The sequence below is a fragment of the Lysobacter sp. A421 genome (assembly GCF_054052145.1).
Window position 1 is genome coordinate 188,260 of record NZ_JBSVRL010000003.1, and the last position, 20,759, is coordinate 209,018.

The window sequence follows — 20,759 nt, forward strand, 5'->3', positions numbered from 1 at the left end:
CGGCCATGATCATCTGGATCGAGAAGGCGCTCGCACTGGCCATCCACGACCGCCAGCTCGCCGAGCACGGCGGTGGCAGCGAATTGCGTGACGCCGGATTGCTGGACTCGGCCCTGGCGCGGCCGCAACAACTCCATGCGTATGGCGATCCGCCACCCGACCTGGCCGACCTCGCCGCCAGCCTCGCGTTCGGGCTGGCGCGCAACCATCCGTTCGTCGACGGCAACAAGCGCACCGCGCATGTCTGCTATCGGGTGTTCCTGCAGCTCAATGGCTTCACTCTGGTCGCAAGCAACGAAGACAAGTACACCTCAATGCTCGCCCTTGCCGAAGGCTCGATGCCGGAAGCCGAGTTCGCCGCGTGGCTGCGTCGCCACATCCAGCTTGAACCAGGCAGCGGCGTGCACGAGCCGCCGAAGCGTTACGCGGGCAAGGTCGGCGGCTGAGTCGCCGTGCCGGCCGGGCGATGATCGGCCACAATCGCCGCATGTCGACCACGCCGCCGATCTCGCCCGTCAGCCGCATGCTGCGCGGCATGGCGCACATCCAGCCGCCCACGCCGCGACGTTGGCTGTTCGCATTGCGCGCCAGTGCCTGCATGGGTGCGCCGGTCGTCGCCGGCGCGCTGGCTGGCGACGTGCCGGCCGGGCTGATGGCGGGCATCGGCGGATTCACCGCGTTGTACGGCGCCGGCCGGCCCTACCTGAGTCGCGCCAGGCACCTCGCGGTGATCGCATCGGCATTCGCGCTGGCGGTCGGTTTGGGGCTGTGGGCGGGCACGTCGGCGTGGGCAACGGTATCGATGGTCGCGCTCATCGCGATGCTCGCCACCTGGCTGGGCAACGCGCTGCAGATCGGGCCGCCGGGCGCCTACATGTTCGCGCTGGCCTGCGCGGCCGGCACCGCGATGCCGGCCGCGCATCTGACCCCGCTGCATGCGGCAACGCTGGTGTTGGCCGGCGGCGGCTTTGCGTGGCTGGTGCACATGGGCGGCGCGCTTTTCCTGCCGCATGGACCGGAACGCAGCGCGGTCGCGGTCGCCGGCACAGCGGTGATCGACTACGTCGCGGCGATCGGCAGCGCCCGCGAAGGCCGGGCCCGCCACCGCGCGGCATTCACCCTGCACCGGGCGTGGTCGGTGCTGGTCAGCCAACAGCCGGCGCACGTGCGCGCCGACGGCACGCTCGGCCGCCTGCGCACTCTCAACCATGAGTTGCACCTGCGTTTCGCCGAGGCGATGGGCGCAGCCAGTCGGCAATCGCCGGTGCCGGCTGACCTGCCTGACGACCTGCGCCGGCTGCTGGCACAGGTCCGCGACCCGCGCGAACTGCCCGGCTCCACAACCAACGAGGTACCACTGGGCCATCCCAGCGCCCGCGCCGTGCTGCTGGAAGCATTGCAACCCGGCTCCAACTCGCGCCGGGTGATTCTGCGCGTCGGCGTGGCGGCCGTGGTCGCCGGTGCGCTCGGCGCGGCCGTCCACCTCGACCGGGCGTACTGGGCGGTCGCCGCGGCGGTGCTGATGCTCCACCAGGGCTTCGACTGGCTGCGGATGCTCCAACGCAGCATCGAGCGCCTGCTTGGCACCTGGGTCGGGCTGCTGCTGGCCGGCGCGATCATCGTCGCTCACCCGCAAGGCCTGTGGCTCGCGCTGGTGGTGATGGCGCTGCAGTTCACCATCGAGATGGTGGTGGTGCGCAACTACACGCTGGCGGTGGTGTTCATCACCGGCGCGGCGCTGACCCTCGCCAGCGGCGGGCAGCCGGTGGCGTCGCCCGGGAGTTACCTGTTGGCGCGTGGCATCGACACCCTGGCCGGCTGCGTGGTGGCGCTGCTGGCGTTCCGGCTGATCCCGCCGCGCGCGTCGACCGCGCTGATTCCCGAACAACTGGTACGTGCACTGCAGGCGGTCGACGCGGTGGTCGTCCACCTCGCTGCCGGCGCCGTCACCACCACCGAAGCCAGACATGCACGGCGCCAGCTCCAGCACGCCAGCTTCGCCCTCGCACAGGCGCACGAAGAAAGCCTCGCCGCCTCGCGCCAGCAGCGCCTCGCCGCCGAGCACAGCTGGCCCGCGGTCGCCGCCACCGAACGCCTCGCCTACCGCACCCTGTCGGCCTGCTGGTCGCTGGAACACCTCGCCGGAGACGCCGCGCGCGAGGCCGCCGCGTCGATGTTCCCTGCCGATGGCGAAGCACGCGTGCACCAGGCACTCGATGCCCTCGCCGACGCCGTGCGCGACGGCAGCACGCCCACGTCGCTCGCCGCGCTCCCGCACGTGCTCCAGGCCGAGCTCGGCGACCTGCGCGAATGCCTGGTACGCAAGCCGCAAACCGACACGCCGCCCGTCATCGATCCCTGAGGCCGCGCTTTCCGTCCCACTTGCGCCTTGAGGTAATCAGGAGCAGCACTGCGGCTGGCCGTTGACATATACTAATCAAGTAGTACTATCCGATTAGTAGATAGGAGCCGACATGTCCCAACCCCGTCCCACCGAAGGCGAACTGGCGATCCTGCGCGTCCTGTGGGATCGCTCCGGGCCGTGCACCGTGCGCGAGGTCCACGACGCGCTGACCCGGACCCGCGACACCGCCTACACCACCGTGCTGAAGATGATGACGATCATGGCCGACAAGGGCCTGGTGGTCCGCGACGAGTCCGAGCGCAGCCACCGGTACGCCGCAGTGCATCCGGAACCGCAGGTGCAGTCGGCGCTGCTGACCGACCTCATGCACCGCGCGTTTTCGGGCTCCGCGCTGCAACTGATGCAACGGGCACTGGACGTCGACCGGACCAGCGCCGAAGACCTCGATGAAATCGCGCGGATGATCGCGCAGGCCAGGAAACAACGCGGAAGCGGCAACGGGAGTCGGTCATGAACATGCTCCACACGGTGCAGTCCGCGCTCGCGACCAGCCTGCTGCACTCGCTCTGGCAGGTGGCGCTGCTCACGCTGCTTGCGGCGTCGATACTGGCTCTGTTGCAACGACACAGTGCCGCGACCCGGCACGCGGTGGCCATGGGGTTCCTGCTGTTGATGGCGGCTGCGCCGGTGGCGACCTTCGCGTGGCTGATCGGTCAACCCGCGGTGGCCGGGGGCATTCCGGAAGCGAGTCCGGCGTGGTCTGCACTGGTGACCGCACCCGCACTCGACATGGTCCCGGGCCACGCAATCACCGCGCCGGACTGGCTGCCGTGGCTGTGGTGCGCCGGCGTACTGGCGATGGCCGCACGGTTGCTGGGCGGCTGGTGGGTCGTGCGTACGCTCGACCGGCAGGAATTCTCGCCGCTGCCCGCGCACTGGCTGCAGCGCACCGATCGGTTGCGGCTACGGCTCGGCATCCGCCGCCCCATCGTGGTCCGGTTGCTGCAGCGGCTGGACCTGCCCTGCACCGCCCACGCATGGCGACCGGTGGTGTGGTTGCCACTGTCGATCCTGACCCGACTCGACCCCGACCAGATCGAAGCGCTGATCGCGCACGAGCTGGCCCACATCCGCCGCCTCGACTGGATCTGGAATGGCCTGCAGTGCGCCGTCGAAGCGCTGCTGTTCTACCACCCCGGCATGTGGTGGCTCAGCCGCCGCATCCGCCAGGAACGCGAGAACGCCTGCGACGACCTGGCGGTGTCGGTATGTGGCGACGCCATCGTGCTGGCCGAGGCGCTGGCGACGCTGGAGCACCACCGCTTGCCCACCCCTGCGCTTGCCCTGTCCGCCACTGGAGGTCCGCTCATGAAACGCATAGCCCGCCTGCTGTCATCCGATCCTGCCGCCCGTTCACCGCGCCTGCGCTGGGCGATCCCGATGGGCGTCATCGCCGCGGTGTGCTCCGGCGCGCTGCTGGCCGCGCAGGTGCAATCGCCACAATCTTCAGCCCCTGCGCAGCCCATGCCCGCGACATCGGTCGAAAACCACGTGCTGACCCCACCGCCACCGCCGCCGGCACCGCCGGCCCCGCCAGCCCCGTGGTCGGGGGAGTTGCCACCGGTGCCATCCGCTCCGCCCGCACCACCGGCCCCGCCAACGCCCCCCGCGCCGGCTGCCAGCGCCGCGTACCAGTCCGCCCTCCGCAGCGCGCAGGCCGACGCCGGCGTGATCGGCGTGGTGGGCTCGCCGGTCCGCGGCGTGGACGGCGGACATGACCTATGGATAGACGACGACCGCGCCGACCTCAGGTTTGCGGTATCGGGGCCGAAGGACACCGCACGGGTCCACGTCCAGAGCGAACTGCAGGGCGGCACCTGGACCGTCTTGACGCTGGAAGTTTCGGGCGACTGATCGCTGCCCCGCGTTGCCGGTCCCGCGCCGGCAATGCGGCTGGCCGGATGCACGTCCGCAGTCGTGGCCATAGACTCGCCGGGACACCACTCGCCGGCCAGCCCAATGACCCGTTGCCTGTTCCGAAGCGCCCTCGGTTCGCTCGTCCTGCTGCTCGCGTCCATCGGCATGGCCGTCGCTTCGCCGGGCGCGACGCCGCAGACGATGCGGCTGGACTACCTGCACACCGGCAACGCCGACGAGCAACACTACGCGCTCGACCGCATCGTGATCGAACCGCTGCCGTGGCCGGGCAACCCCGCGCGGCCGGTCGACGACAGCAACCGCGGCCACAACAAGTTCGAAGTGCACGATGCCGCGACCGGCGAGCTGCTGTACTCGCGCGGCTTCAGCACCATTTTCGCCGAATGGCGCACTACTGAAGAAGCCGGCAGCGTATCGCGTGGGTTCCAGGAATCGTTGCGTTTCCCGACGCCGGCCAGCCCGGTCACCGTGCGCATTTACGAGCGCGACGCCGCCAACGCCTTCGTGCCGATCTGGAGCATCGACATCGACCCCGGCGCCCTGACCGTCCAGCGCAACACCATGCCCTCCACCCTCAAGCCCGTCGCAATCCGCGACAGCGGCCCCTCGGCGCAGAAGGTCGACCTGCTGATCCTCGGCGACGGCTACACCGAAGCCGAGCGCGACAAGTTCATCGCCGACGCCCGGCGTCTGAGCGACCACCTGTTCACCGTCTCGCCGTTCAAGGAGCGCGCCGCCGACTTCAACGTCTGGGCGTTGATGGCGCCGACCCCGCAATCCGGCATCTCGCGCCCGTCGACCGGCGACTACCACCCCTCCGCGCTCGGTGCGCGCTACGACATCTTCGGCAGCGAGCGCTACGTGCTGGCGCTCGACAACCGCGCCCTGCGCGAGATCGCCCAGCATGCCCCCAACGAGTTCATCGAGATCCTGGTCAACAACCAGACCTACGGCGGCGGCGGCATCTTCGGCCAGTTCAGCACCGCCGCGGCCGACAACGCCTTCGCCGACTACCTGTTCGTGCACGAGTTCAGCCACCACTTCGCCGGCCTCGCCGACGAGTACTACACCTCGCCGGTGGCCTATGCGCCCACCGACGCCAGGGTCGAACCGTGGGAGCCCAACGTCACTGCCCTGCGCGACCCCGCCCGACTGAAATGGGGCCACCACGTGCGCGCCGAGACCCCGGTGCCGACCCCGTGGCCGAAAACCGAATACGAAGCGCGCCAACGCGAGTTCCAGCAGACCCGCGCTCAACTGCGCGCCGACAGGCGGCCCGAGTCCGAGATGGAAGCCCTGTTCCGCGAGGAACTGGCCTACACCAACCAGCTGTTCGCCGATGCCCCGTACCGAGACGCCGTCGGCGCCTTCGACGGCGCCAACTACGCCCCGACCGGCTACTACCGCTCGCAGATACAATGCCTGATGTTCGACCGCAGCGATGCCTACTGCCAGGTCTGCGCCGACGCGGTGGCGGAGATCATCGACCTGTATTCGCGGGCGACCCCTTAAGCCTTCCCTCGGACCCGACCCCATATGGAGATCCAGTCATGCGCAGTCCAGCGGCCGTAATCGGCATCGTGCTCGCCCTGTTGCTTTCATCTGCGCTGCCCCGTCCGGCTTTCGCGGGCAATGCACCCAGTTCCCAGCCCGAAGTGAACGTCGGCATCGTGTTGTTCGACGGCGTGCAGATCATCGACTTCGCCGGTCCTTACGAAGTCTTCGGCACGGCCGGGTTCGGCGTGGTCACCCTCACGCGCGACGGCAAGCCGATCACCACCGCGATGGGGCTTAAAGTCACCCCGGACCATGACTTCGCCAGTGCCCCGGCGTTCGATGTGCTGCTGGTGCCGGGCGGCGATGTCGGCGACGCGCAGCAGGACACGGCCCTGCTCGACTTCATCCGCTCACGTGCGACCAACGCCCGCCACGTGCTGTCGGTCTGCACCGGTGCCCACGTGCTCGGCGCCGCCGGACTGCTGGACGGCTTGCAAGCCACCACGTTTACTCCCCGCATCGATCAACTCGCCCGCCAGTACCCCAGGATCGATGTCGTTCGCGACGTGCGCTGGACCGATAACGGCAAGATCATCACTTCCGCCGGCCTGTCATCCGGCCTCGACGCCGCCCTGCATGTGGTCGCCCGCCTGCGCGGCAACGACGTCGCCCGCAGCACCGCCCTGCACATGGAGTACGACTGGCAGCCGGAAGGCGGCTTCGTCCGCAGTCGCATGGCCGACCGCTATATGCCGGGGCTGCGGGACGTGGTCTGGCCCGAGGGCACCCAGTTCGATCGCACCGTCTCCGTTGGGGACGAGCGGACGTGGCGCATACAGTACGAAGTCACCAGCCCGGCCACCCAGGACATCCTGATGCAGTTGATCGTCGACGGCGTCCAGTCCGAAGGCGACTGGACCCGCATGCCGGGCGCCGGCACCTATCGCTGGGAAGGCGAGATGGAGAACCGGCACGTCGTGCTGAGCTTCACGCCCACGCCGTCCAAGACCGCCGATAGCTTCGGGCTCGAGGTGACGCTCGACGCGGACGAACCGGCGAGATAGGACCGCCCTGGTCGGCAACGACACACCGCTGGTCAGTCCGGCGGCCCCTTGAGCTCCACCACGTTGCCCTCCGGGTCGGACAGGTACTGCGACGGCCCCTCGCCCATCGCGCCGTAGCGCGAACCGAACTCGCCGACCTGCACACCATGCGCCTGCAAGTGGGCGACGATGGCTTCGCGGTCGAACGGCAACACCTGCAGGCACAGGTGGTCCATGTTGCGACCCTCCGCCCCCGGCGCCGCGCCGCCCATGCGCCCGAGCTTGCCATCGACATCGACCAGGTCGATCAGCGAATCCCCCGCGCGCAACTGCAACAGTCCAATCGCCTCCTGCCGCTTCTCGACCGTGCAGCCGAGGACATCGCAATAGAACGCCTGCATCGCCGCCACGTCGCGGACGCGCAGGACGACATGGTCGAGGCGCTGGAGGGAAAAGGGAATGGTCATGGGTTTAGGATAGCCCGGACACCGCACGGACACCGCACATGAGCCAGGACATCGAAACACTGCAAGCCGCCCTGCGCGAGTTCGCCCGCGAGCGCGAGTGGGGGCAGTTCCACTCCCCGAAGAACCTGTCCGCCGCGCTGTCGGTGGAAGCGGCCGAACTGCTGGAACACTTCCAGTGGCTGACCGAAGCGCAGAGCCGCGACTTGCCCGGCGACAAGCGCGAACAGGTCGCCGAAGAACTGGCCGACGTCCTGCTCTACCTGCTGCAGCTGGCCGACAAACTGGGCATCGACCCGGTGGACGCCGCGTGGCGGAAGATGGAGGCCAACGGGAAGAAGTATCCGGTGGAGCGGGCGAAGGGGCGGATTACGAAGTACACCGAGTTGTAGTGTCGTGGCCAAAGGGGAGGCCGTTTCTTGATCATCTACCAAGGTACAAAGTCGGGATTCCTGCACGACACGGACAACCGTGACATCGAGGACGTGGTGTCTCGCGCCTATCTGGCCACCACGGGCAAGTACGTGCCGGATGCCGAGATCCGTTCGTGGCGCGAATCCCTCGGACAAATGGCCAAGGTGCTGCGCGACGATGCCATGCCCGACAACATGGGGGTGGGCATCGAGTACGGCATACCTCAAACATCCAAGCGGATCGACTTCATCCTTTCCGGTCGCGACCCCGATAACCGTCCACATTTGATCGTAGTCGAACTCAAGCAGTGGTCCTCGTCAAAGCTCACCGACAAAGACGGAATCGTGATCGCGCAGCGTGGCGGCGCTTATGAACGCGAGGGAGCACACCCCTGTTACCAAGCGTGGTCCTACGCTGCCCTGCTGGAAGGATTCAACGAGGCCGTTTACGACGGCGGCGTCAGCCTCCGGCCTTGCGCATACCTGCACAACTACATCGATGACGGAGTCATCAGTCATCCGCATTACGCGCCGTATATCGAAAAAGCCCCTCTGTTCCTGCGCGGGGACGACGAGCGTGAGCGCTTGCGTTCCTTCATCAAGAAGCACGTCAAGCACGGCGACAACGCCGAGCTCCTCTACAAAATCGAGAACGGCCGAATCCGACCGTCCAAGATGCTGGCTGACAGCCTCGCCAAGATGCTCAAGGGCAACCGCGAGTTCGTATTGGTGGATGACCAGAAGGTTGTCTACGAAACCGCCCTCGCCCTTGCGCGCACAGCCCGCTCAGACAAGAAGCAGGTGGCCATCATCAAGGGTGGCCCTGGCACCGGAAAGTCCGTGGTCGCCATCAATTTGCTGGTCGCGCTGACCAAGCTCGGACTGGTCACCAAGTACGTGTCCAAGAACTCGGCACCCCGCAACGTCTACAAGCAAAGACTCAACGGCAGCTTCAGACAGGTAGAAATATCCAACCTGTTCAGTGGCTCGGGCGCGTTCACGGAGACCGAACCGAATGTGTTCGATGCACTGGTCGTCGACGAGGCCCACCGCCTCAACAGGTTCTCTGGCCTCTACGGAAATCTCGGCGAGAACCAGGTCAAGGAAGTCATCGCCAGCGCCAAATGCACCATCCTGTTCGTGGACGACGATCAGATGGTGACCCTCAGCGACATCGGCCATTCCAGTGAACTGGAGCGTTGGGCTGGCGAACTGGGCGCGCAAGTCACCCGATTGGAACTGTCATCGCAGTTCCGCTGCAACGGTTCCGATGGTTACCTCGCGTGGCTGGACAACCTGCTGGGAATTCGCGAAACCGCCAACGTCGATTTCGACCCCGACGCATTCGATTTCCGGGTGATCGACTCACCCACCGAGCTGCACGGACTGATCGCGGAGAAGAACAAAAAGAACAACAAGTCGCGCATGGTGGCCGGCTATTGCTGGGACTGGCCGAGCAAGAAGAATCCGGATGCTTTCGACATTGTCATTCCAGACCACGGCTACGAGAAGCAGTGGAACCTCGATAAGGATGGAAGCCTTTGGCTGATCGCGCCCAATTCAATTGAAGAGGTGGGCTGCATCCACACCTGTCAGGGACTGGAGCTGGATTATGTGGGCGTGATCATCGGCCCCGACCTGCTTGCCCGCGATGGAGAGTTGGTGACCGCCCCGGAGAATCGTTCGACCCGGGACCGCTCGATCCGTGGCCACAAGAAGCTGATGAAGTCCGATCCCGAGACAACACGCAAACGAGTGGATCGAATAATCCGAAACACCTACCGGACGCTCATGACACGTGGAATGAAGGGTTGCTACGTGTATTGCGTGGATCCGGAAATGCAGGCGTTCTTGAAACAGGGAATGCAACGAGGGGCGCGTTCCGGTGTTTCGGCGCTGCTCCGGGACGGTTGAGAGCACAACAAATGGCTCCCTTGCATATCGTTCTCTAATTGAGTACAAATGTTCTCAATTAGAGATCATGAAACCACTCATCCACCATCTGTTGGGCGAAACCCGCTCCGCCATTCTGGCGGAACTGTTGCTGCGCCCGGACACAACGCAGCACGTGCGCGCGCTGTCCCGCGTCACGGGCATCTCGCCGGGGGCACTGCATCGCGAGTTGGCCGCGTTGGTGCAACTGGGTGTGCTGCAGCGTAACCAGGTCGGGCGACAGGTGTTTTACTCGGCCGATCCGGCGTGCCCCGTCCTGCCGGAGTTGGCCGGGCTGCTGCGCAAGACCGCCGGCTTGGCCGACGTGCTGCGTGACGCGTTGTTGCCACTGGCCGACCGCATCCTTGGCGCGTTCGTCTATGGTTCGATGGCGACCGGCGACGTCCATGCGCACAGCGATGTCGACGTGATGGTCGTGGGCACCTGCAGCTTCGCCGAGACGGTGCTGGTGCTGGAACCCGCGCAGGCCACGTTGCGCAGGGAGATCAATCCCACGGTACTCTCCCCTGAGGATTTCATGGAAAGGCGCGACCAACCGGAAGGTTTTGTCGCGCGCGTCTGGAAGGAGCCCAGGATATGGCTGATAGGTAACGCGGATGAGCTTGGATAACCTCGTCCGTACGAATCAACTCAAGCCGCACGTCACCCATCCCGCCGAAGTCCAGCGACTACTGGCCGCCGCCCGGCGCAACCTGGCCGATGCGCGGGTCGAGGGCATCAGCGACGAAACCCGTTTCGTGCCGCCTACAAGGCAATCATGCAATGCGCGCTGACAGGCCTGATGGCGAACGGCTACCGGCCTTCGACAAGTACGCCCGGGCACCATCAAACCATGATCCAGACGTTGTCATTGACACTCGACATCCCGCGCGAAGCCTGGGTGGTCATGGACGCGTTGCGCAAGAAACGCAATATCAATGATTACTCGGGTGATCTGATCGAACCCGAGTCGGTCCGGGAGTGCATCGCCCAGGCGGATGCTTTGCTTGGCCAAACAATGCAATGGCTGGAATCCAACCGGTCCGATTTGCTGGGTTGACCCAGGCATGCGCGGCCTTGACGCCGGTTCGGGCGTGGTCGACCACCCCCCCGCTCCCGGAGCTCCGCCATGCCCGACACTCTCTACGACGCCCTGCGCGAAAGCCATGAGATCCAACGTTCATTGTTACGCAAGCTGTTGCGCAGCAAGCCGGGCACGCAGGCGCGGATCAGCCTGTTCAAGGACGTGCGGGTAGAGCTGGAGGCGCACGAGGCGGCCGAGGAGCGCTACCTCTACGCCCCGATGCTGATGGACGACGCCGGTCTGGACTCGGCCCGCCATGCCCTGCATGAGCATCACCAGATCGACGAACTGGTTGCCGACGTGCAGGCGCTGAAGCCCGACGGCGATGCCTGGATCGAGAAGGCGCGCGAACTCTCGCACGAGGTGCACCACCACCTGCGTGAGGAGGAGAAAAAGTTCTTCCAGATGTCCGGGAAGATCCTCAGCGAGGCGCAGAAGACGCGCCTGGCCGGGCAGTATCGGCGGGACTACGCGCGGATGCGCAAGCAGTTGGAGAAGGATTGACGTCAATCAGACCCAGGGGTCCTGCAGCACGATGTTGGCATGGCGGTCGGAGCCGGTGGAGACCATCGCCAGTGCCAAGTCCATGCCTCCCGGCGCATCCATTCACATCGCCCCCCTGCGGCGCCCGTGCATACTGGCTTCCCGCCGTGTGACGTCTCCCATATGCCGCAAGAAAACGCCAAGCCTTCGGGCGACACCGGCCCCGGCGCCACCAGCGTAGCTGTCGCTCCCGAGCAGGCCGCAAGGCCGGACGCTGGGGCGACGGACGCCGGGACCGCGTCGTTACCGGACACCGGGCCGCTGCTGATTGTCGGCATAGGCGCGTCCGCCGGCGGACTGGAGGCCTTCAAGAACTTCTTCGCGCAGATGCCAGTCAACAGCGGCATGGCGTTCGTGCTGGTCCAGCACCTGGCGCCACAGCACACCAGCCTGCTGACCGAACTGATCGGTCGTGGCACCGCGATGCCGGTACTGGATGCCGTCGACGGCGAACCGGTGCAGGCCGACCACATCTACGTGATCCCACCGGACGCCACCCTGACGATCGTCGACGGCGCGCTGGCGGTCAGCAAGCCCGCGCCGCCGCGGCAATACCGCTGGCCAATCAATACGTTTTTTACTTCGCTGGCGCATGACCAGGGCGACTGTGCGGTGTGCATCGTGCTGTCGGGCACCGGTAGCGATGGCGCCCGTGGCCTGCGCGCAGTCAAGGAATGCGGTGGCCTGACTCTGGCCCAGTCCGGCTTCGACCACGTCGCGATGACCGGCATGCCGGCCAGCGCCGCCGCCACCGGCCTGGTCGACGCCATCCTGCCGGTAGAGGAGATGCCGGCGCGGCTGCTCGCCCATCTGCAGCATCTGCGGGCCACCGACAGCGACAAAGGCGCGGACGGTGAACGCCAGGACCTGGCCGCGCACCTGCGCACGATCTGTCGCCTGTTGCGTGCCGAGGTCGGACACGACTTCAGTCAATACAAGGAGAAGACCCTGACCCGGCGCATCCAGCGCCGCATGCATGTGGTCCAGGTCGAGACGGTACCCGGTTATATCGATTATCTACGCGGGCACCCCGAGGAGCACCAGCAATTGTTCCGCGAGGTGCTGATCGGGGTTACCGAGTTCTTCCGTGACCCCAAGGCGTTCGAGGCGTTGCAAACCACGGCGATCCCGAAGTTGCTGGCCAGCAAGGGCGCCGACGACGTGGTGCGGGTCTGGGTATCGGGTTGTGCCACTGGCGAGGAGGCTTATTCCATCGCGATCGCGTTGCGGGAGGCCATGGGCCTGCATGACAAGGCCGACCCGAAGGTGCAGATTTTCGCCACCGACATCGACGACCGCGCGGTCAGCGCCGCCCGTGCGGGACGCTACAAGTCACCGCTGGTCGGCGTCTCCGAGCAGCGTCAGGAGCGCTGGTTCACCCGGGACGGTGACGACTGGTGCGTGGCCAAGTCGATCCGCGAGATGTGCGTGTTCTCGCCGCACAGCGCGATCAAGGACCCGCCGTTCTCGCGCATGGACCTGGTGTCGTGCCGCAACCTGCTGATCTACCTCAATTCCGACCTGCAGGAACGATTGTTGCGAACCTTCCATTACGCGCTGCGACCGGATGGTTACCTGCTGCTGGGCTCATCGGAGGGCCTTGGCCGTAGCGCCAAGCTGTTCACCGTGATCAACAAGAGCCACCGTCTCTACGCCCGCCGCGCCGACAGCGGGGTCGGCTTGCCGGCGCTGCCCGAGCGCGGCAAGCCGGCGCGCGACACGCCGGCGAAGCGCGGCACCGAGACGCGGGCCGGCAGCGGGGCCCAAGACTGGATCGACCTCGGCGCACGCCGAGCACTGGAGAAGTACTCGCCAGCCTATGTGGTGATCGACGAGCAGCACGACATCGTGCGCTTCGCCGGCAACACCGGGCGCTACCTGGAGCCGGCGGCGGGCGCGGCCAGCCTCAACCTGTTCGGGTTATTGCACCGTGGCCTGCGGGTGGCCGCGCGCAGCGTGGTAAAACAGGCCGTAGACGCTGGCAAGCCGGTACTGCAGAGCGGTTTGAGCGTGTCGATCGGTGACCAGTGTCAACGCCTGCGGCTGATCGCGGTACCGCTACCCATCCGCGATGCCGGCGTGCCGCTGTGCGTGCTGGCGTTCGACGAGATTGAAACGGTGCCGGCCGGCGAAGCCGACAGCGACCATTCCGACGATCGCGGCACCGCGGTGGTCCAGGGACTGGAAGACGAACTGGCCAACGCACGCGCCGAGTTGCAGGCCGCGATCGAGCAGCAGGCGATGACCGGCGAGGAAATGAAGTCGACCAACGAGGAGTACCAGTCGGTCAACGAAGAGCTGCAATCGTCCAACGAAGAGCTGGAAACCTCCAAGGAGGAGATGCAGTCGATCAACGAAGAGCTGCAGACGGTCAATGCGGAGATCCAGGACAAGAACGACAGCCTCGCCCACCTCAACAACGACCTGCAGAATCTGCTCGACAGCACCCAGATCGCGACCCTGTTCCTGGACGCGCAGTTGCGGGTCAGCAACTTCACCCCGGCGATGACCGCGGTGTACCACCTGCGCGACAGCGACCGCGGCCGGCCGATCACCGAGATCGCCTCGCGGATCGACTACCCGGACCTGCGGCACGACGCCGGCCAGGTGCTGCGTACCCTGGCCATGGTCGAGCGCGAGTTGCCGGCCAGCGACTCCGGACTGCTGTTCCAGTTGCGCATTCGCCCGTACCGCACCGTCGACAACGTCATCGACGGCGTGGTGCTGACCTTCGTCGACATCAGCGAACGCCAGCAGTACCGGATCGAGCGCGCCCGGTTGGCGGCAATTGTCGACTCCTCACGGGAGATGATCATCGGCCATCGCCTGGACGGCACCATCACCAGCTGGAATGCCAGTGCCCATCGGATCCTGGGCCATACGGCGAGCCAGGCGATTGGTCAATCGATCTCGGTCCTGGCACCCGACAGCACCGAGCAGACCCGGCAACTGCTGGAGGCATGCGCGAAGCACCGCGGATCGACCGAAATGGAAATGCAGTGGGTGCGACAGGACGGCAGCCAGGTACCGGTCGCCGTAACGTGTTCGCCGGTGCTGGACATGGACGGCACGGCCATCTCCGGGTCGTTGATCGCCCGCGATAACAGCGAGCGGCAACGCATCGATGCCGAGTTGAAAGCCAGCCAGCGCCACCTGGAGCAGCTGATCGAGCAGACGACGGTCGGGATCGCCGAAATCGACGCCACCGGCCGGTTCCTGAAAGTCAACCCGGCCTACTGCACCATCGTGGAACGCAGTGCCGAAACCCTGGCCGGGATGCGCAAACAGGACATCACCCATCCCGACGACGTGCCCGGTTACATGGGGCAGCTGCACACACTAATGGCAGGCGGCCCAGCGTTCCAGATGGAAAAACGCTATCTGCGGCCCGACGGATCGGAGGTCTGGGTCGACAACAGTGTCTCCCTGCTCACCGATCCGGGCGGCAGGCCCGATCGGGTGCTGGCGATACTGCAGGACATCAGCGAACGTCACCGCGCGGCCGAGTACCAGCAATTGTTGCTGGGCGAGCTCAACCACCGGGTCAAGAACACCCTGGCCAGCGTGCAGGCCATTGCGCAGCAGACGGCGGCCCACTCCACGGACCTGGACCAGTTCCGCGCCACGTTCCTGTCACGCCTGCATGCCTTGTCCAACACCCATAACCTGCTGGCCGTCGACGCCTGGAGCGGCGCGGGGCTGCGCGAGATCGTGCTCAGCGAGCTGGCGCCCTACCAGCATGACAACGAAAGCCGGGTCCAGTTGAGCGGCGCAGCCCTGAAGCTCAACCCCAAGGCCGCTCTGGCACTGAGCATGACCCTGCACGAGTTGGCAACCAACGCGGCCAAGTACGGCGCGCTGTCGGTGCCCGACGGGCGGGTCGCGGTGCAATGGGAGACACGCGTGTCCGAACAGGTGCCGTGGCTGCACCTGCTGTGGACCGAGAGTGGTGGGCCCCCGGTCACCCCACCGACCCGGCGGGGCTTTGGTTCACGCCTGATCAGCGAGGGACTTGGATACGAGCTGCAAGGCACGGCGGCACTGCAGTTCGATCCGGCCGGCGTGACCTGCCGGATCGAATTGCCGATGGCGGAAATCGAGAGCCCATTGTGAACACCGGTCTCGCCCCCGGGTGCCTGCTGATCGTCGAGGACGAGATGCATCTGGCGATGATGCTCGAGGACATCCTGGTCGATGCCGGTTATCGCGTACTCAAGGCCTCGCGGGTGCCCGCCGCGCTCGCGCTGGCGACGGCGGAGCCCATCGACGGTGCGATCCTCGACATCAATCTGGCCGGAGTGCAGGTATTCCCGGTGGCGCAGGCACTGCGCGAACGCGACATCCCATTCCTGTTCACCTCCGGCTACGGCGAGGACGGCCTGCCGGACGACTACCACGGCTGCCCAATGTTGCAGAAGCCGTATGTAGTGGCACAGCTGAAACAGGCGGTGAGAACCCTGTTGCGCGACTAGTGCTGCACGGGTACCGGCGCAATCACGACATACGGCACGCGTGCGGGATCGAACAGCGCACGGGTCCCTGCATCCAGGAACGGCGGCGCATGGTCGCCAACCAGGACAATGGTGGTGTCACCAGGCATCCGGGTCTGCAGGCTGTGGACGATGTCCACGAACAAGGCGTTGTGCCACGCCAGCAGGTTGCAGACCTCGGGGTTGGCCCGGCTCACCGGGTGGGCTTCGCATATTGCCTGGTCGATGCTCGCGTCCGGGCTCGGTACCGGCAGGTGGGTCGAGATCGTCAGCCAGTAGCTGAAGGTACGCTGGTCCCGCAACTGCCGCACGTGCTCGACCAATGCCTTCCATGCCGCCCGGTCGCAAACCCCGTTGAACGCCACCCCGCATCGCCGCGGCTTATCCAGCAGCTGGCTGAACCGGGAACCAAACCAGATCTCATCAAAGCCGAGGGCCGGATACCAGAGATTGCGACTGAAGAAGGTCCCCATGAACCCGTGCGCTGCCAGTGTTGTATAGCCAGCCTTGCGCATGCGTGCAGGCAGGCAGTTTTCGGCCGGCAGTGCGTCCGGATCAGGATGCACGGAAAGCATCCTGATGCCGCAAAGCTCGCGCAACTCGGCAGGCACCGTGGAGCCTTCAAAGCCGACGTAACCCGATGACTGCACGGCAAAGCGCGGGTTATCCGCAAGTCCGTCGAAGGCTCGCAACTGCAGCGAGTTGAGGTCGGCATCCACATAGGAACCCAGTGATTCCACCAGCACCAGCACGATATGACGTGACATCGGATCGGCACTGGCGAGTCGGTCGCCGAGGACGCTGCTGGCCGCAGCCATCGACTGCTGCACCTGGTCGCCGGGATCGGAATCCCACGTCGCCAAGGCGATGCGCAGGCTGTTGGCGGTCGAAGCCGCCAGGTTGGGCGCGACCACGGAAGCCCCCAGCGCCTCCACCCTGTGGCCGGAAACGCGAACATCGACGACGACCGCCACCAGCGCCATGACCAGGCAAGTCACGGTCACGATCGGCTTGCTGCGGGAGCACACCCAGGACTTGGCCATCAGCCACGTACACAAGCCCGCAACGGCCAGGACAAGCCCCGTTTGGGTCACGACGTAGACCGGGCCGAGTGACAGCAGCTCGGTCGCCGACCCCAGTACGCTGGCAATGCTGAGGTGGTAACCGGGGGCAATCGCGAACAACAGGTCGGCGCAGATAAGTACGAATACCGCGAACGCGACCACCCGGTTCCCCAGCCAGATGCACACCGCGCCAACGATCAGATAGTCGAGATTGACCCAGGCCCGATCGATAAACCAGACACGGCCCAGCAGCGCGAAAAGCAGGTTGGGAAGCAACAGGAAAGCAACCAGGACCCACGTAATACGGGCCCAGGTCGAGGTCCGTCGAACCGGCGAAACCCGCCGGGTGGCTTCCATTACCCGTGCCACAGACCGGGAAGACGACTATCGCGGCCTATGCCCAGGGGTCCTGCAGCACGATGTTGGCATCGCGGTCGGGACCGGTGGAAACCATCGCCAGCGGGCAGCCGGACAGCTCTTCCAGCGCGCGCAGGTAAGCGCGGGCGGCGGGCGGCAGCTTGTCCCATTCGGTGATGCCGTGGGTGCTCTCCTCCCAGCCCGGGAACTCCAGGTAGACCGGCACGCATTCGTCCCAACCCTGGGCATCGAGCGGCGCGTACTCGGTCTGCTTGCCGCGGTACTGGTAGCCGATGCACATCTTCAGGGTCGGCATGCCGTCCAGGATGTCCAGCTTGGTGATGCACAGACCGCTGATGCCGCTGATCGCGACCGCACGCTTGAGGGCGACGATGTCGATCCAGCCGCAGCGACGCGGGCGACCGGTGGTGGCACCGTACTCCTGACCGCGGTCGCGCAGGCCCTGGCCAACGTCGTCGTGCAATTCTGTCGGGAACGGGCCGCTACCGACGCGGGTCGCGTAGGCCTTGGCGATGCCGAGCACGTAATCGATCGCATCGGCGCCGACACCGGTGCCGGCCATCGCGCCGCCGATGGTGGTGTTGCTTGATGTGACGTAGGGATAGGTGCCGTGGTCGATGTCGAGCAACGAGCCCTGCGCGCCTTCGTACAGCACGCGCGCGCCCTGCTTGCGCAGGTCGTGCAGGATGCCGGCAACGTCGGACTTCATCGGCTCGACGTACTCGCCGAATTCCAGCGCCTCGTCGAGGGTTTGCTGGAAGTCGACCGCGTCCACACCCAGGTACTTGGTCAGCACGAAGTTGTGGTAATCGAGCGCGCTGCGCAGCAGTTCGGCCAGTTGCTCCGGGTAATGCAGGTCGGAGACACGGATGCCGCGACGGGCGACCTTGTCCTCGTACGCCGGGCCGATGCCACGACCGGTGGTGCCGATGGCCTTGCCGCCGGCGGCCTTCTCACGCGCCTGATCCAGGGCGATGTGGTACGGCATGATCAGCGGCGTCGCCGGGCTGATCTTGAGGCGCGAACGCACCTCGATGCCCTCGGCCTCCAGCTCGGCGATCTCCTTCTGCAGGGCGCCGGGGTGCAGCACCACGCCGTTGCCGATCAGGCACAGTGCGCCTTCGCGCAGGATGCCCGACGGGATCAGGTGCAGTACGGTCTTCTTGCCATTGATGACCAGGGTGTGGCCGGCGTTGTGGCCGCCCTGGAAGCGCACCACCGCACCGATCTGCGTAGTCAGCAGGTCAACGATCTTGCCCTTGCCTTCATCGCCCCACTGGGCACCGAGAACGACGACTGACTGACCCATTACGCATGCTCCTGAAGCATTGAGAGGCCGACGCGGCCGACTGTGCGGAAGGTTTCCACTCACAGAAAAAGCCGGGCGGGGAATGCCCCCAGCCGGCTTTTGTGCATTATCCGGGTTTCGGGGTCACAGGGCTAGCCCCGTGACCCGTCCCGGGTGAACGGACCGCCAGACTTACCGGTCGTTACCAAAGTACTGCAGGAAATCATCCTCGCTGTCGAGCATGATCACGCCCTGGCCATCGCTGAACGCGTCGCGATACGCTTCCAGACTGCGCTGGAAGGCATAGAACGCCGGGTCCTTGTTGGCCGCCTTGGCGTAGGCCGCCGTCGCTTCCGCGTCACCCTGACCGCGCAGGCGCTGTGCATCGCGTTCCGCCTCGGCAATGATCACGGTCCGCTCCCGGTCCGCTTGCGCCCGCACGGTCTGGGCCTGCTCGGCACCTTCCGCACGCAGGCGGCTGGCCACCTGGTGGCGTTGCGCGCTCATGCGGCGATAGACGTCCTGGATCACCTGGCTGTCGGTCGGCAGGTCGATCTGCTTGATGCGCAGGTCGATGATCCGTACCCCGACCGTGGCGGCACCTTCATTGATCCCGTCCAGTTGCCGCTCGATGATCTCGGAACGATCACCAGAGACGATTTCCTTCAAGGTCCTGGCGTTGATTTCGTTACGCAACGAGTCCTTGATGATCGGCGCAAGACGGTCGATGGCAAGACTTTCGTCGCCGCCGGTGGCGCGATAGAACGCGCGCACATCCTCAATCATGCCGACGGTGAAGAAGTCGACGCTGACGTCCTTGCGCTCGGAGGTCAGGTAACGCTCGGGCTCGGCGTCAAGCACCATCAGGCGGCGGTCGAACACCATCGCACGTTCCACCAGCGGCCATTTGAAGTGCAGCCCCGGCTCCAGGCCGGTGCGATCGACACGCCCGAGGTTGAGCACCATCGCGACCTGGCCCTCGCGGACGACATAGGTCGAGCCCATGAACAGCAGCAACACGGCGACGCCCATCGCAATCCATATGGAATGTTTCATCGGCTCACCTCCGGGCGGCCAGTGGGTCTGGAGCTGCGATCGCTACGATTGGCTCCGCCGGACTTGGATGCCGAATCGGATAGCGCTCCGGACTCCAGCAACTGCGGTGTCAGCAGCGGCGCCGACGAGGTGCCGGTGGAGCTTGATTTTCCGCCACCCGCGCCCTCGGACATGGGGACATAGATCAGCTGGCGCGAGTCGCCGCCAACGACCTTGCGGTTGCCCGACAGCACGTCCTGCACGGTCTCCAGCCACAAGCGCTTGCGGGTGACTTCCGGCGCATCGTGGTAGGCATCGACCAGCATCGAGAAGCGATCGGCGTCACCCTCTGCCCGTGCGACCGATGCGGCCTTGTAACCCTCGGCAACGGTTCGCACGCGTGCCGCCTGGCCGCGCGCTTCCGGAACCACCTGGGCAGCGTAGGCTTCAGCCTCGCTGATCAGTCGGTCCTTGTCCTGTTGGGCGCTGTTGACGTCGTCGAACGCAGGTTTGACCTCATCGGGCGGACGCGCGTTGGGAAGACTCAGTTCGGTCACGACCAGCCCGGTGCGGTAGGCATCCAGTGAGGCCTGCAATTGCTCCCTTGCCGACACCGCCAGCGCGTTGCGGGCGCCCAGCACGGTGTCCAGCGTGGAACGTCCCACCTGCTCACGCACGGTGCTGAGCGATGCCTGCTTCAACATGGCGTCGGCGTTACGGGTCCCGAACAGGTACTTGTACGGATCGCTGACCCGGTACTGGACGTTGATCTCGACCTGGACGATGTTCTCGTCCCGCGTCAGCACCGGCACGTTGGTGCCGAAGGTCTTGATCTCGGTGGCGTTGATCTTGATCACCGTCTCCACCGGCCATGGCAACTTGAAATGCGGCCCCGGTTGCAGGACGCGCGAGTAATGGCCAAACCGCAGCACGGTGCCACGCTGCTGCTCGTTCACCAGCACGAAGCTGTTGAATACCAGCCACAGCACGAAAACCACCAGGACCCAGCGCCCGATGCCGCTGTTACCGCCATTGCCGCCGCCTTCGAACAGGCCGCGCAAGCGATCGACGATCTCGTCCAGACCATTGCCGCCGGGTCGGCGCTGCCGGGGTGGCCGGCCGCTGCCGGAATTGTCACTGCCAGGGGTGTTCCAGGCCATGCCTGCTCCTAATGTCGATAGACGCCGTCCTGCATTGTCCGGCAGGCGACCGATGATTCTAGGTG

The 20,759-nt window shown here is 65.8% G+C and carries 19 protein-coding genes; 14 read left to right on the plus strand and 5 right to left on the minus strand.

Annotated elements, in window-relative coordinates; all coding sequences use genetic code 11:
* The first annotated feature begins 5 nt into the window (after positions 1 to 5).
* From ACW7G6_RS10635 to ACW7G6_RS10660, 6 genes are all read left to right on the plus strand, one after another.
* Positions 6 to 446: a type II toxin-antitoxin system death-on-curing family toxin gene (locus ACW7G6_RS10635; protein ID WP_456998221.1), complete on the plus strand. Its 441-nt coding sequence runs from the start codon at positions 6 to 8 to the stop codon at positions 444 to 446.
* 20 nt (positions 447 to 466) lie between these two features.
* The gene (locus ACW7G6_RS10640) at positions 467 to 2,362 is read left to right on the plus strand and encodes an FUSC family protein (protein ID WP_456998222.1); all 1,896 of its coding nucleotides are present in this window, start codon (positions 467 to 469) and stop codon (positions 2,360 to 2,362) included.
* Positions 2,363 to 2,474: 112 nt separating this feature from the next.
* Entirely contained in the window at positions 2,475 to 2,879 is a 405-nt protein-coding gene (locus ACW7G6_RS10645) for a BlaI/MecI/CopY family transcriptional regulator (RefSeq protein ID WP_456998223.1), read from the plus strand.
* Positions 2,876 to 4,279, plus strand: coding sequence for a M56 family metallopeptidase (locus tag ACW7G6_RS10650; RefSeq protein ID WP_456998224.1), 1,404 nt, complete (start codon positions 2,876 to 2,878; stop codon positions 4,277 to 4,279). Before ACW7G6_RS10645 ends, ACW7G6_RS10650 begins: the two co-directional genes overlap by 4 nt.
* Positions 4,280 to 4,384: 105 nt before the next feature.
* Complete coding sequence (locus tag ACW7G6_RS10655; RefSeq protein WP_456998225.1) at positions 4,385 to 5,815, plus strand: M64 family metallopeptidase; 1,431 nt, start codon at positions 4,385 to 4,387, stop codon at positions 5,813 to 5,815.
* A gap of 38 nt (positions 5,816 to 5,853) precedes the next feature.
* Positions 5,854 to 6,864: a DJ-1/PfpI family protein gene (locus tag ACW7G6_RS10660; protein ID WP_456998226.1), complete on the plus strand. Its 1,011-nt coding sequence runs from the start codon at positions 5,854 to 5,856 to the stop codon at positions 6,862 to 6,864.
* 32 nt (positions 6,865 to 6,896) lie between these two features.
* On the opposite strand, the gene ACW7G6_RS10665 is transcribed toward ACW7G6_RS10660, so the two are convergent.
* A complete protein-coding gene (locus ACW7G6_RS10665; protein WP_456998227.1) occupies positions 6,897 to 7,310 on the minus strand; it encodes a VOC family protein in 414 nt (137 codons plus the stop codon).
* A gap of 38 nt (positions 7,311 to 7,348) precedes the next feature.
* On the opposite strand from ACW7G6_RS10665, the gene ACW7G6_RS10670 reads away from it, so the two are divergent.
* The 8 genes from ACW7G6_RS10670 to ACW7G6_RS10705 all read left to right on the plus strand — a co-directional run bounded on the left by ACW7G6_RS10670 (position 7,349) and on the right by ACW7G6_RS10705 (position 15,751).
* Positions 7,349 to 7,699 (plus strand): nucleotide pyrophosphohydrolase, encoded by a 351-nt coding sequence (locus ACW7G6_RS10670; RefSeq protein WP_456998228.1) that lies wholly within the window; start codon positions 7,349 to 7,351, stop codon positions 7,697 to 7,699.
* A 27-nt stretch (positions 7,700 to 7,726) separates the two neighbouring features.
* On the plus strand, positions 7,727 to 9,634 hold the full coding sequence (locus ACW7G6_RS10675) for a DNA/RNA helicase domain-containing protein (protein WP_456998229.1): 1,908 nt from the start codon (positions 7,727 to 7,729) through the stop codon (positions 9,632 to 9,634).
* A 67-nt stretch (positions 9,635 to 9,701) separates the two neighbouring features.
* Entirely contained in the window at positions 9,702 to 10,283 is a 582-nt protein-coding gene (locus ACW7G6_RS10680; RefSeq protein WP_456998230.1) for a nucleotidyltransferase domain-containing protein, read from the plus strand.
* Positions 10,270 to 10,446, plus strand: a complete 177-nt coding sequence (locus ACW7G6_RS10685) for a hypothetical protein (protein WP_456998231.1) — start codon at positions 10,270 to 10,272, stop codon at positions 10,444 to 10,446. Before ACW7G6_RS10680 ends, ACW7G6_RS10685 begins: the two co-directional genes overlap by 14 nt.
* Before the next feature lie 59 nt (positions 10,447 to 10,505).
* Positions 10,506 to 10,712, plus strand: a complete 207-nt coding sequence (locus tag ACW7G6_RS10690; protein ID WP_456998232.1) for a hypothetical protein — start codon at positions 10,506 to 10,508, stop codon at positions 10,710 to 10,712.
* A gap of 69 nt (positions 10,713 to 10,781) precedes the next feature.
* On the plus strand, positions 10,782 to 11,240 hold the full coding sequence (locus ACW7G6_RS10695; protein ID WP_456978606.1) for a hemerythrin domain-containing protein: 459 nt from the start codon (positions 10,782 to 10,784) through the stop codon (positions 11,238 to 11,240).
* A gap of 162 nt (positions 11,241 to 11,402) precedes the next feature.
* Positions 11,403 to 15,392 carry a chemotaxis protein CheB gene (locus tag ACW7G6_RS10700; protein ID WP_456998233.1) on the plus strand — a complete coding sequence of 1,330 codons (3,990 nt, stop codon included), beginning with the start codon at positions 11,403 to 11,405 and terminating at the stop codon, positions 15,390 to 15,392.
* Positions 15,389 to 15,751 carry a response regulator gene (locus ACW7G6_RS10705; RefSeq protein ID WP_456998234.1) on the plus strand — a complete coding sequence of 121 codons (363 nt, stop codon included), beginning with the start codon at positions 15,389 to 15,391 and terminating at the stop codon, positions 15,749 to 15,751. The genes ACW7G6_RS10700 and ACW7G6_RS10705 overlap by 4 nt, the downstream gene beginning before the upstream one ends.
* Here the strand turns inward: ACW7G6_RS10705 and ACW7G6_RS10710 are convergent.
* The 4 genes from ACW7G6_RS10710 to hflK all read right to left on the minus strand — a co-directional run bounded on the left by ACW7G6_RS10710 (position 15,748) and on the right by hflK (position 20,694).
* Positions 15,748 to 17,109 (minus strand): sulfatase-like hydrolase/transferase, encoded by a 1,362-nt coding sequence (locus ACW7G6_RS10710; RefSeq protein WP_456978603.1) that lies wholly within the window; start codon positions 17,107 to 17,109, stop codon positions 15,748 to 15,750. The genes ACW7G6_RS10705 and ACW7G6_RS10710 overlap by 4 nt on opposite strands.
* Before the next feature lie 118 nt (positions 17,110 to 17,227).
* Positions 17,228 to 18,520 (minus strand): adenylosuccinate synthase, encoded by a 1,293-nt coding sequence (locus ACW7G6_RS10715; protein WP_456978602.1) that lies wholly within the window; start codon positions 18,518 to 18,520, stop codon positions 17,228 to 17,230.
* A 171-nt stretch (positions 18,521 to 18,691) separates the two neighbouring features.
* Positions 18,692 to 19,555, minus strand: coding sequence for a protease modulator HflC (hflC, locus tag ACW7G6_RS10720; RefSeq protein ID WP_456978601.1), 864 nt, complete (start codon positions 19,553 to 19,555; stop codon positions 18,692 to 18,694).
* A complete protein-coding gene (gene hflK / locus ACW7G6_RS10725) occupies positions 19,552 to 20,694 on the minus strand; it encodes an FtsH protease activity modulator HflK (protein ID WP_456978600.1) in 1,143 nt (380 codons plus the stop codon). The genes hflC and hflK overlap by 4 nt, the downstream gene beginning before the upstream one ends.
* Positions 20,695 to 20,759: the final 65 nt, after the last annotated feature.

Excerpts from the sequence above, each read along its gene's own strand:
- hflC (WP_456978601.1), bottom strand. The coding sequence starts at position 19,555 with ATGAAACATTCCATATGGATTGCGATGGGCGTCGCCGTGTTGCTGCTG.
- ACW7G6_RS10690 (WP_456998232.1), top strand. The coding sequence starts at position 10,506 with ATGATCCAGACGTTGTCATTGACACTCGACATCCCGCGCGAAGCCTGG.
- ACW7G6_RS10665 (WP_456998227.1), bottom strand. The coding sequence starts at position 7,310 with ATGACCATTCCCTTTTCCCTCCAGCGCCTCGACCATGTCGTCCTGCGC.
- ACW7G6_RS10695 (WP_456978606.1), top strand. The coding sequence starts at position 10,782 with ATGCCCGACACTCTCTACGACGCCCTGCGCGAAAGCCATGAGATCCAA.
- ACW7G6_RS10655 (WP_456998225.1), top strand. The coding sequence starts at position 4,385 with ATGACCCGTTGCCTGTTCCGAAGCGCCCTCGGTTCGCTCGTCCTGCTG.
- ACW7G6_RS10680 (WP_456998230.1), top strand. The coding sequence starts at position 9,702 with ATGAAACCACTCATCCACCATCTGTTGGGCGAAACCCGCTCCGCCATT.
- ACW7G6_RS10670 (WP_456998228.1), top strand. The coding sequence starts at position 7,349 with ATGAGCCAGGACATCGAAACACTGCAAGCCGCCCTGCGCGAGTTCGCC.
- ACW7G6_RS10715 (WP_456978602.1), bottom strand. The coding sequence starts at position 18,520 with ATGGGTCAGTCAGTCGTCGTTCTCGGTGCCCAGTGGGGCGATGAAGGC.
- ACW7G6_RS10640 (WP_456998222.1), top strand. The coding sequence starts at position 467 with ATGATCGGCCACAATCGCCGCATGTCGACCACGCCGCCGATCTCGCCC.
- ACW7G6_RS10660 (WP_456998226.1), top strand. The coding sequence starts at position 5,854 with ATGCGCAGTCCAGCGGCCGTAATCGGCATCGTGCTCGCCCTGTTGCTT.
- ACW7G6_RS10685 (WP_456998231.1), top strand. The coding sequence starts at position 10,270 with ATGAGCTTGGATAACCTCGTCCGTACGAATCAACTCAAGCCGCACGTC.
- ACW7G6_RS10650 (WP_456998224.1), top strand. The coding sequence starts at position 2,876 with ATGAACATGCTCCACACGGTGCAGTCCGCGCTCGCGACCAGCCTGCTG.
- hflK (WP_456978600.1), bottom strand. The coding sequence starts at position 20,694 with ATGGCCTGGAACACCCCTGGCAGTGACAATTCCGGCAGCGGCCGGCCA.
- ACW7G6_RS10700 (WP_456998233.1), top strand. The coding sequence starts at position 11,403 with ATGCCGCAAGAAAACGCCAAGCCTTCGGGCGACACCGGCCCCGGCGCC.
- ACW7G6_RS10645 (WP_456998223.1), top strand. The coding sequence starts at position 2,475 with ATGTCCCAACCCCGTCCCACCGAAGGCGAACTGGCGATCCTGCGCGTC.
- ACW7G6_RS10635 (WP_456998221.1), top strand. The coding sequence starts at position 6 with ATGATCATCTGGATCGAGAAGGCGCTCGCACTGGCCATCCACGACCGC.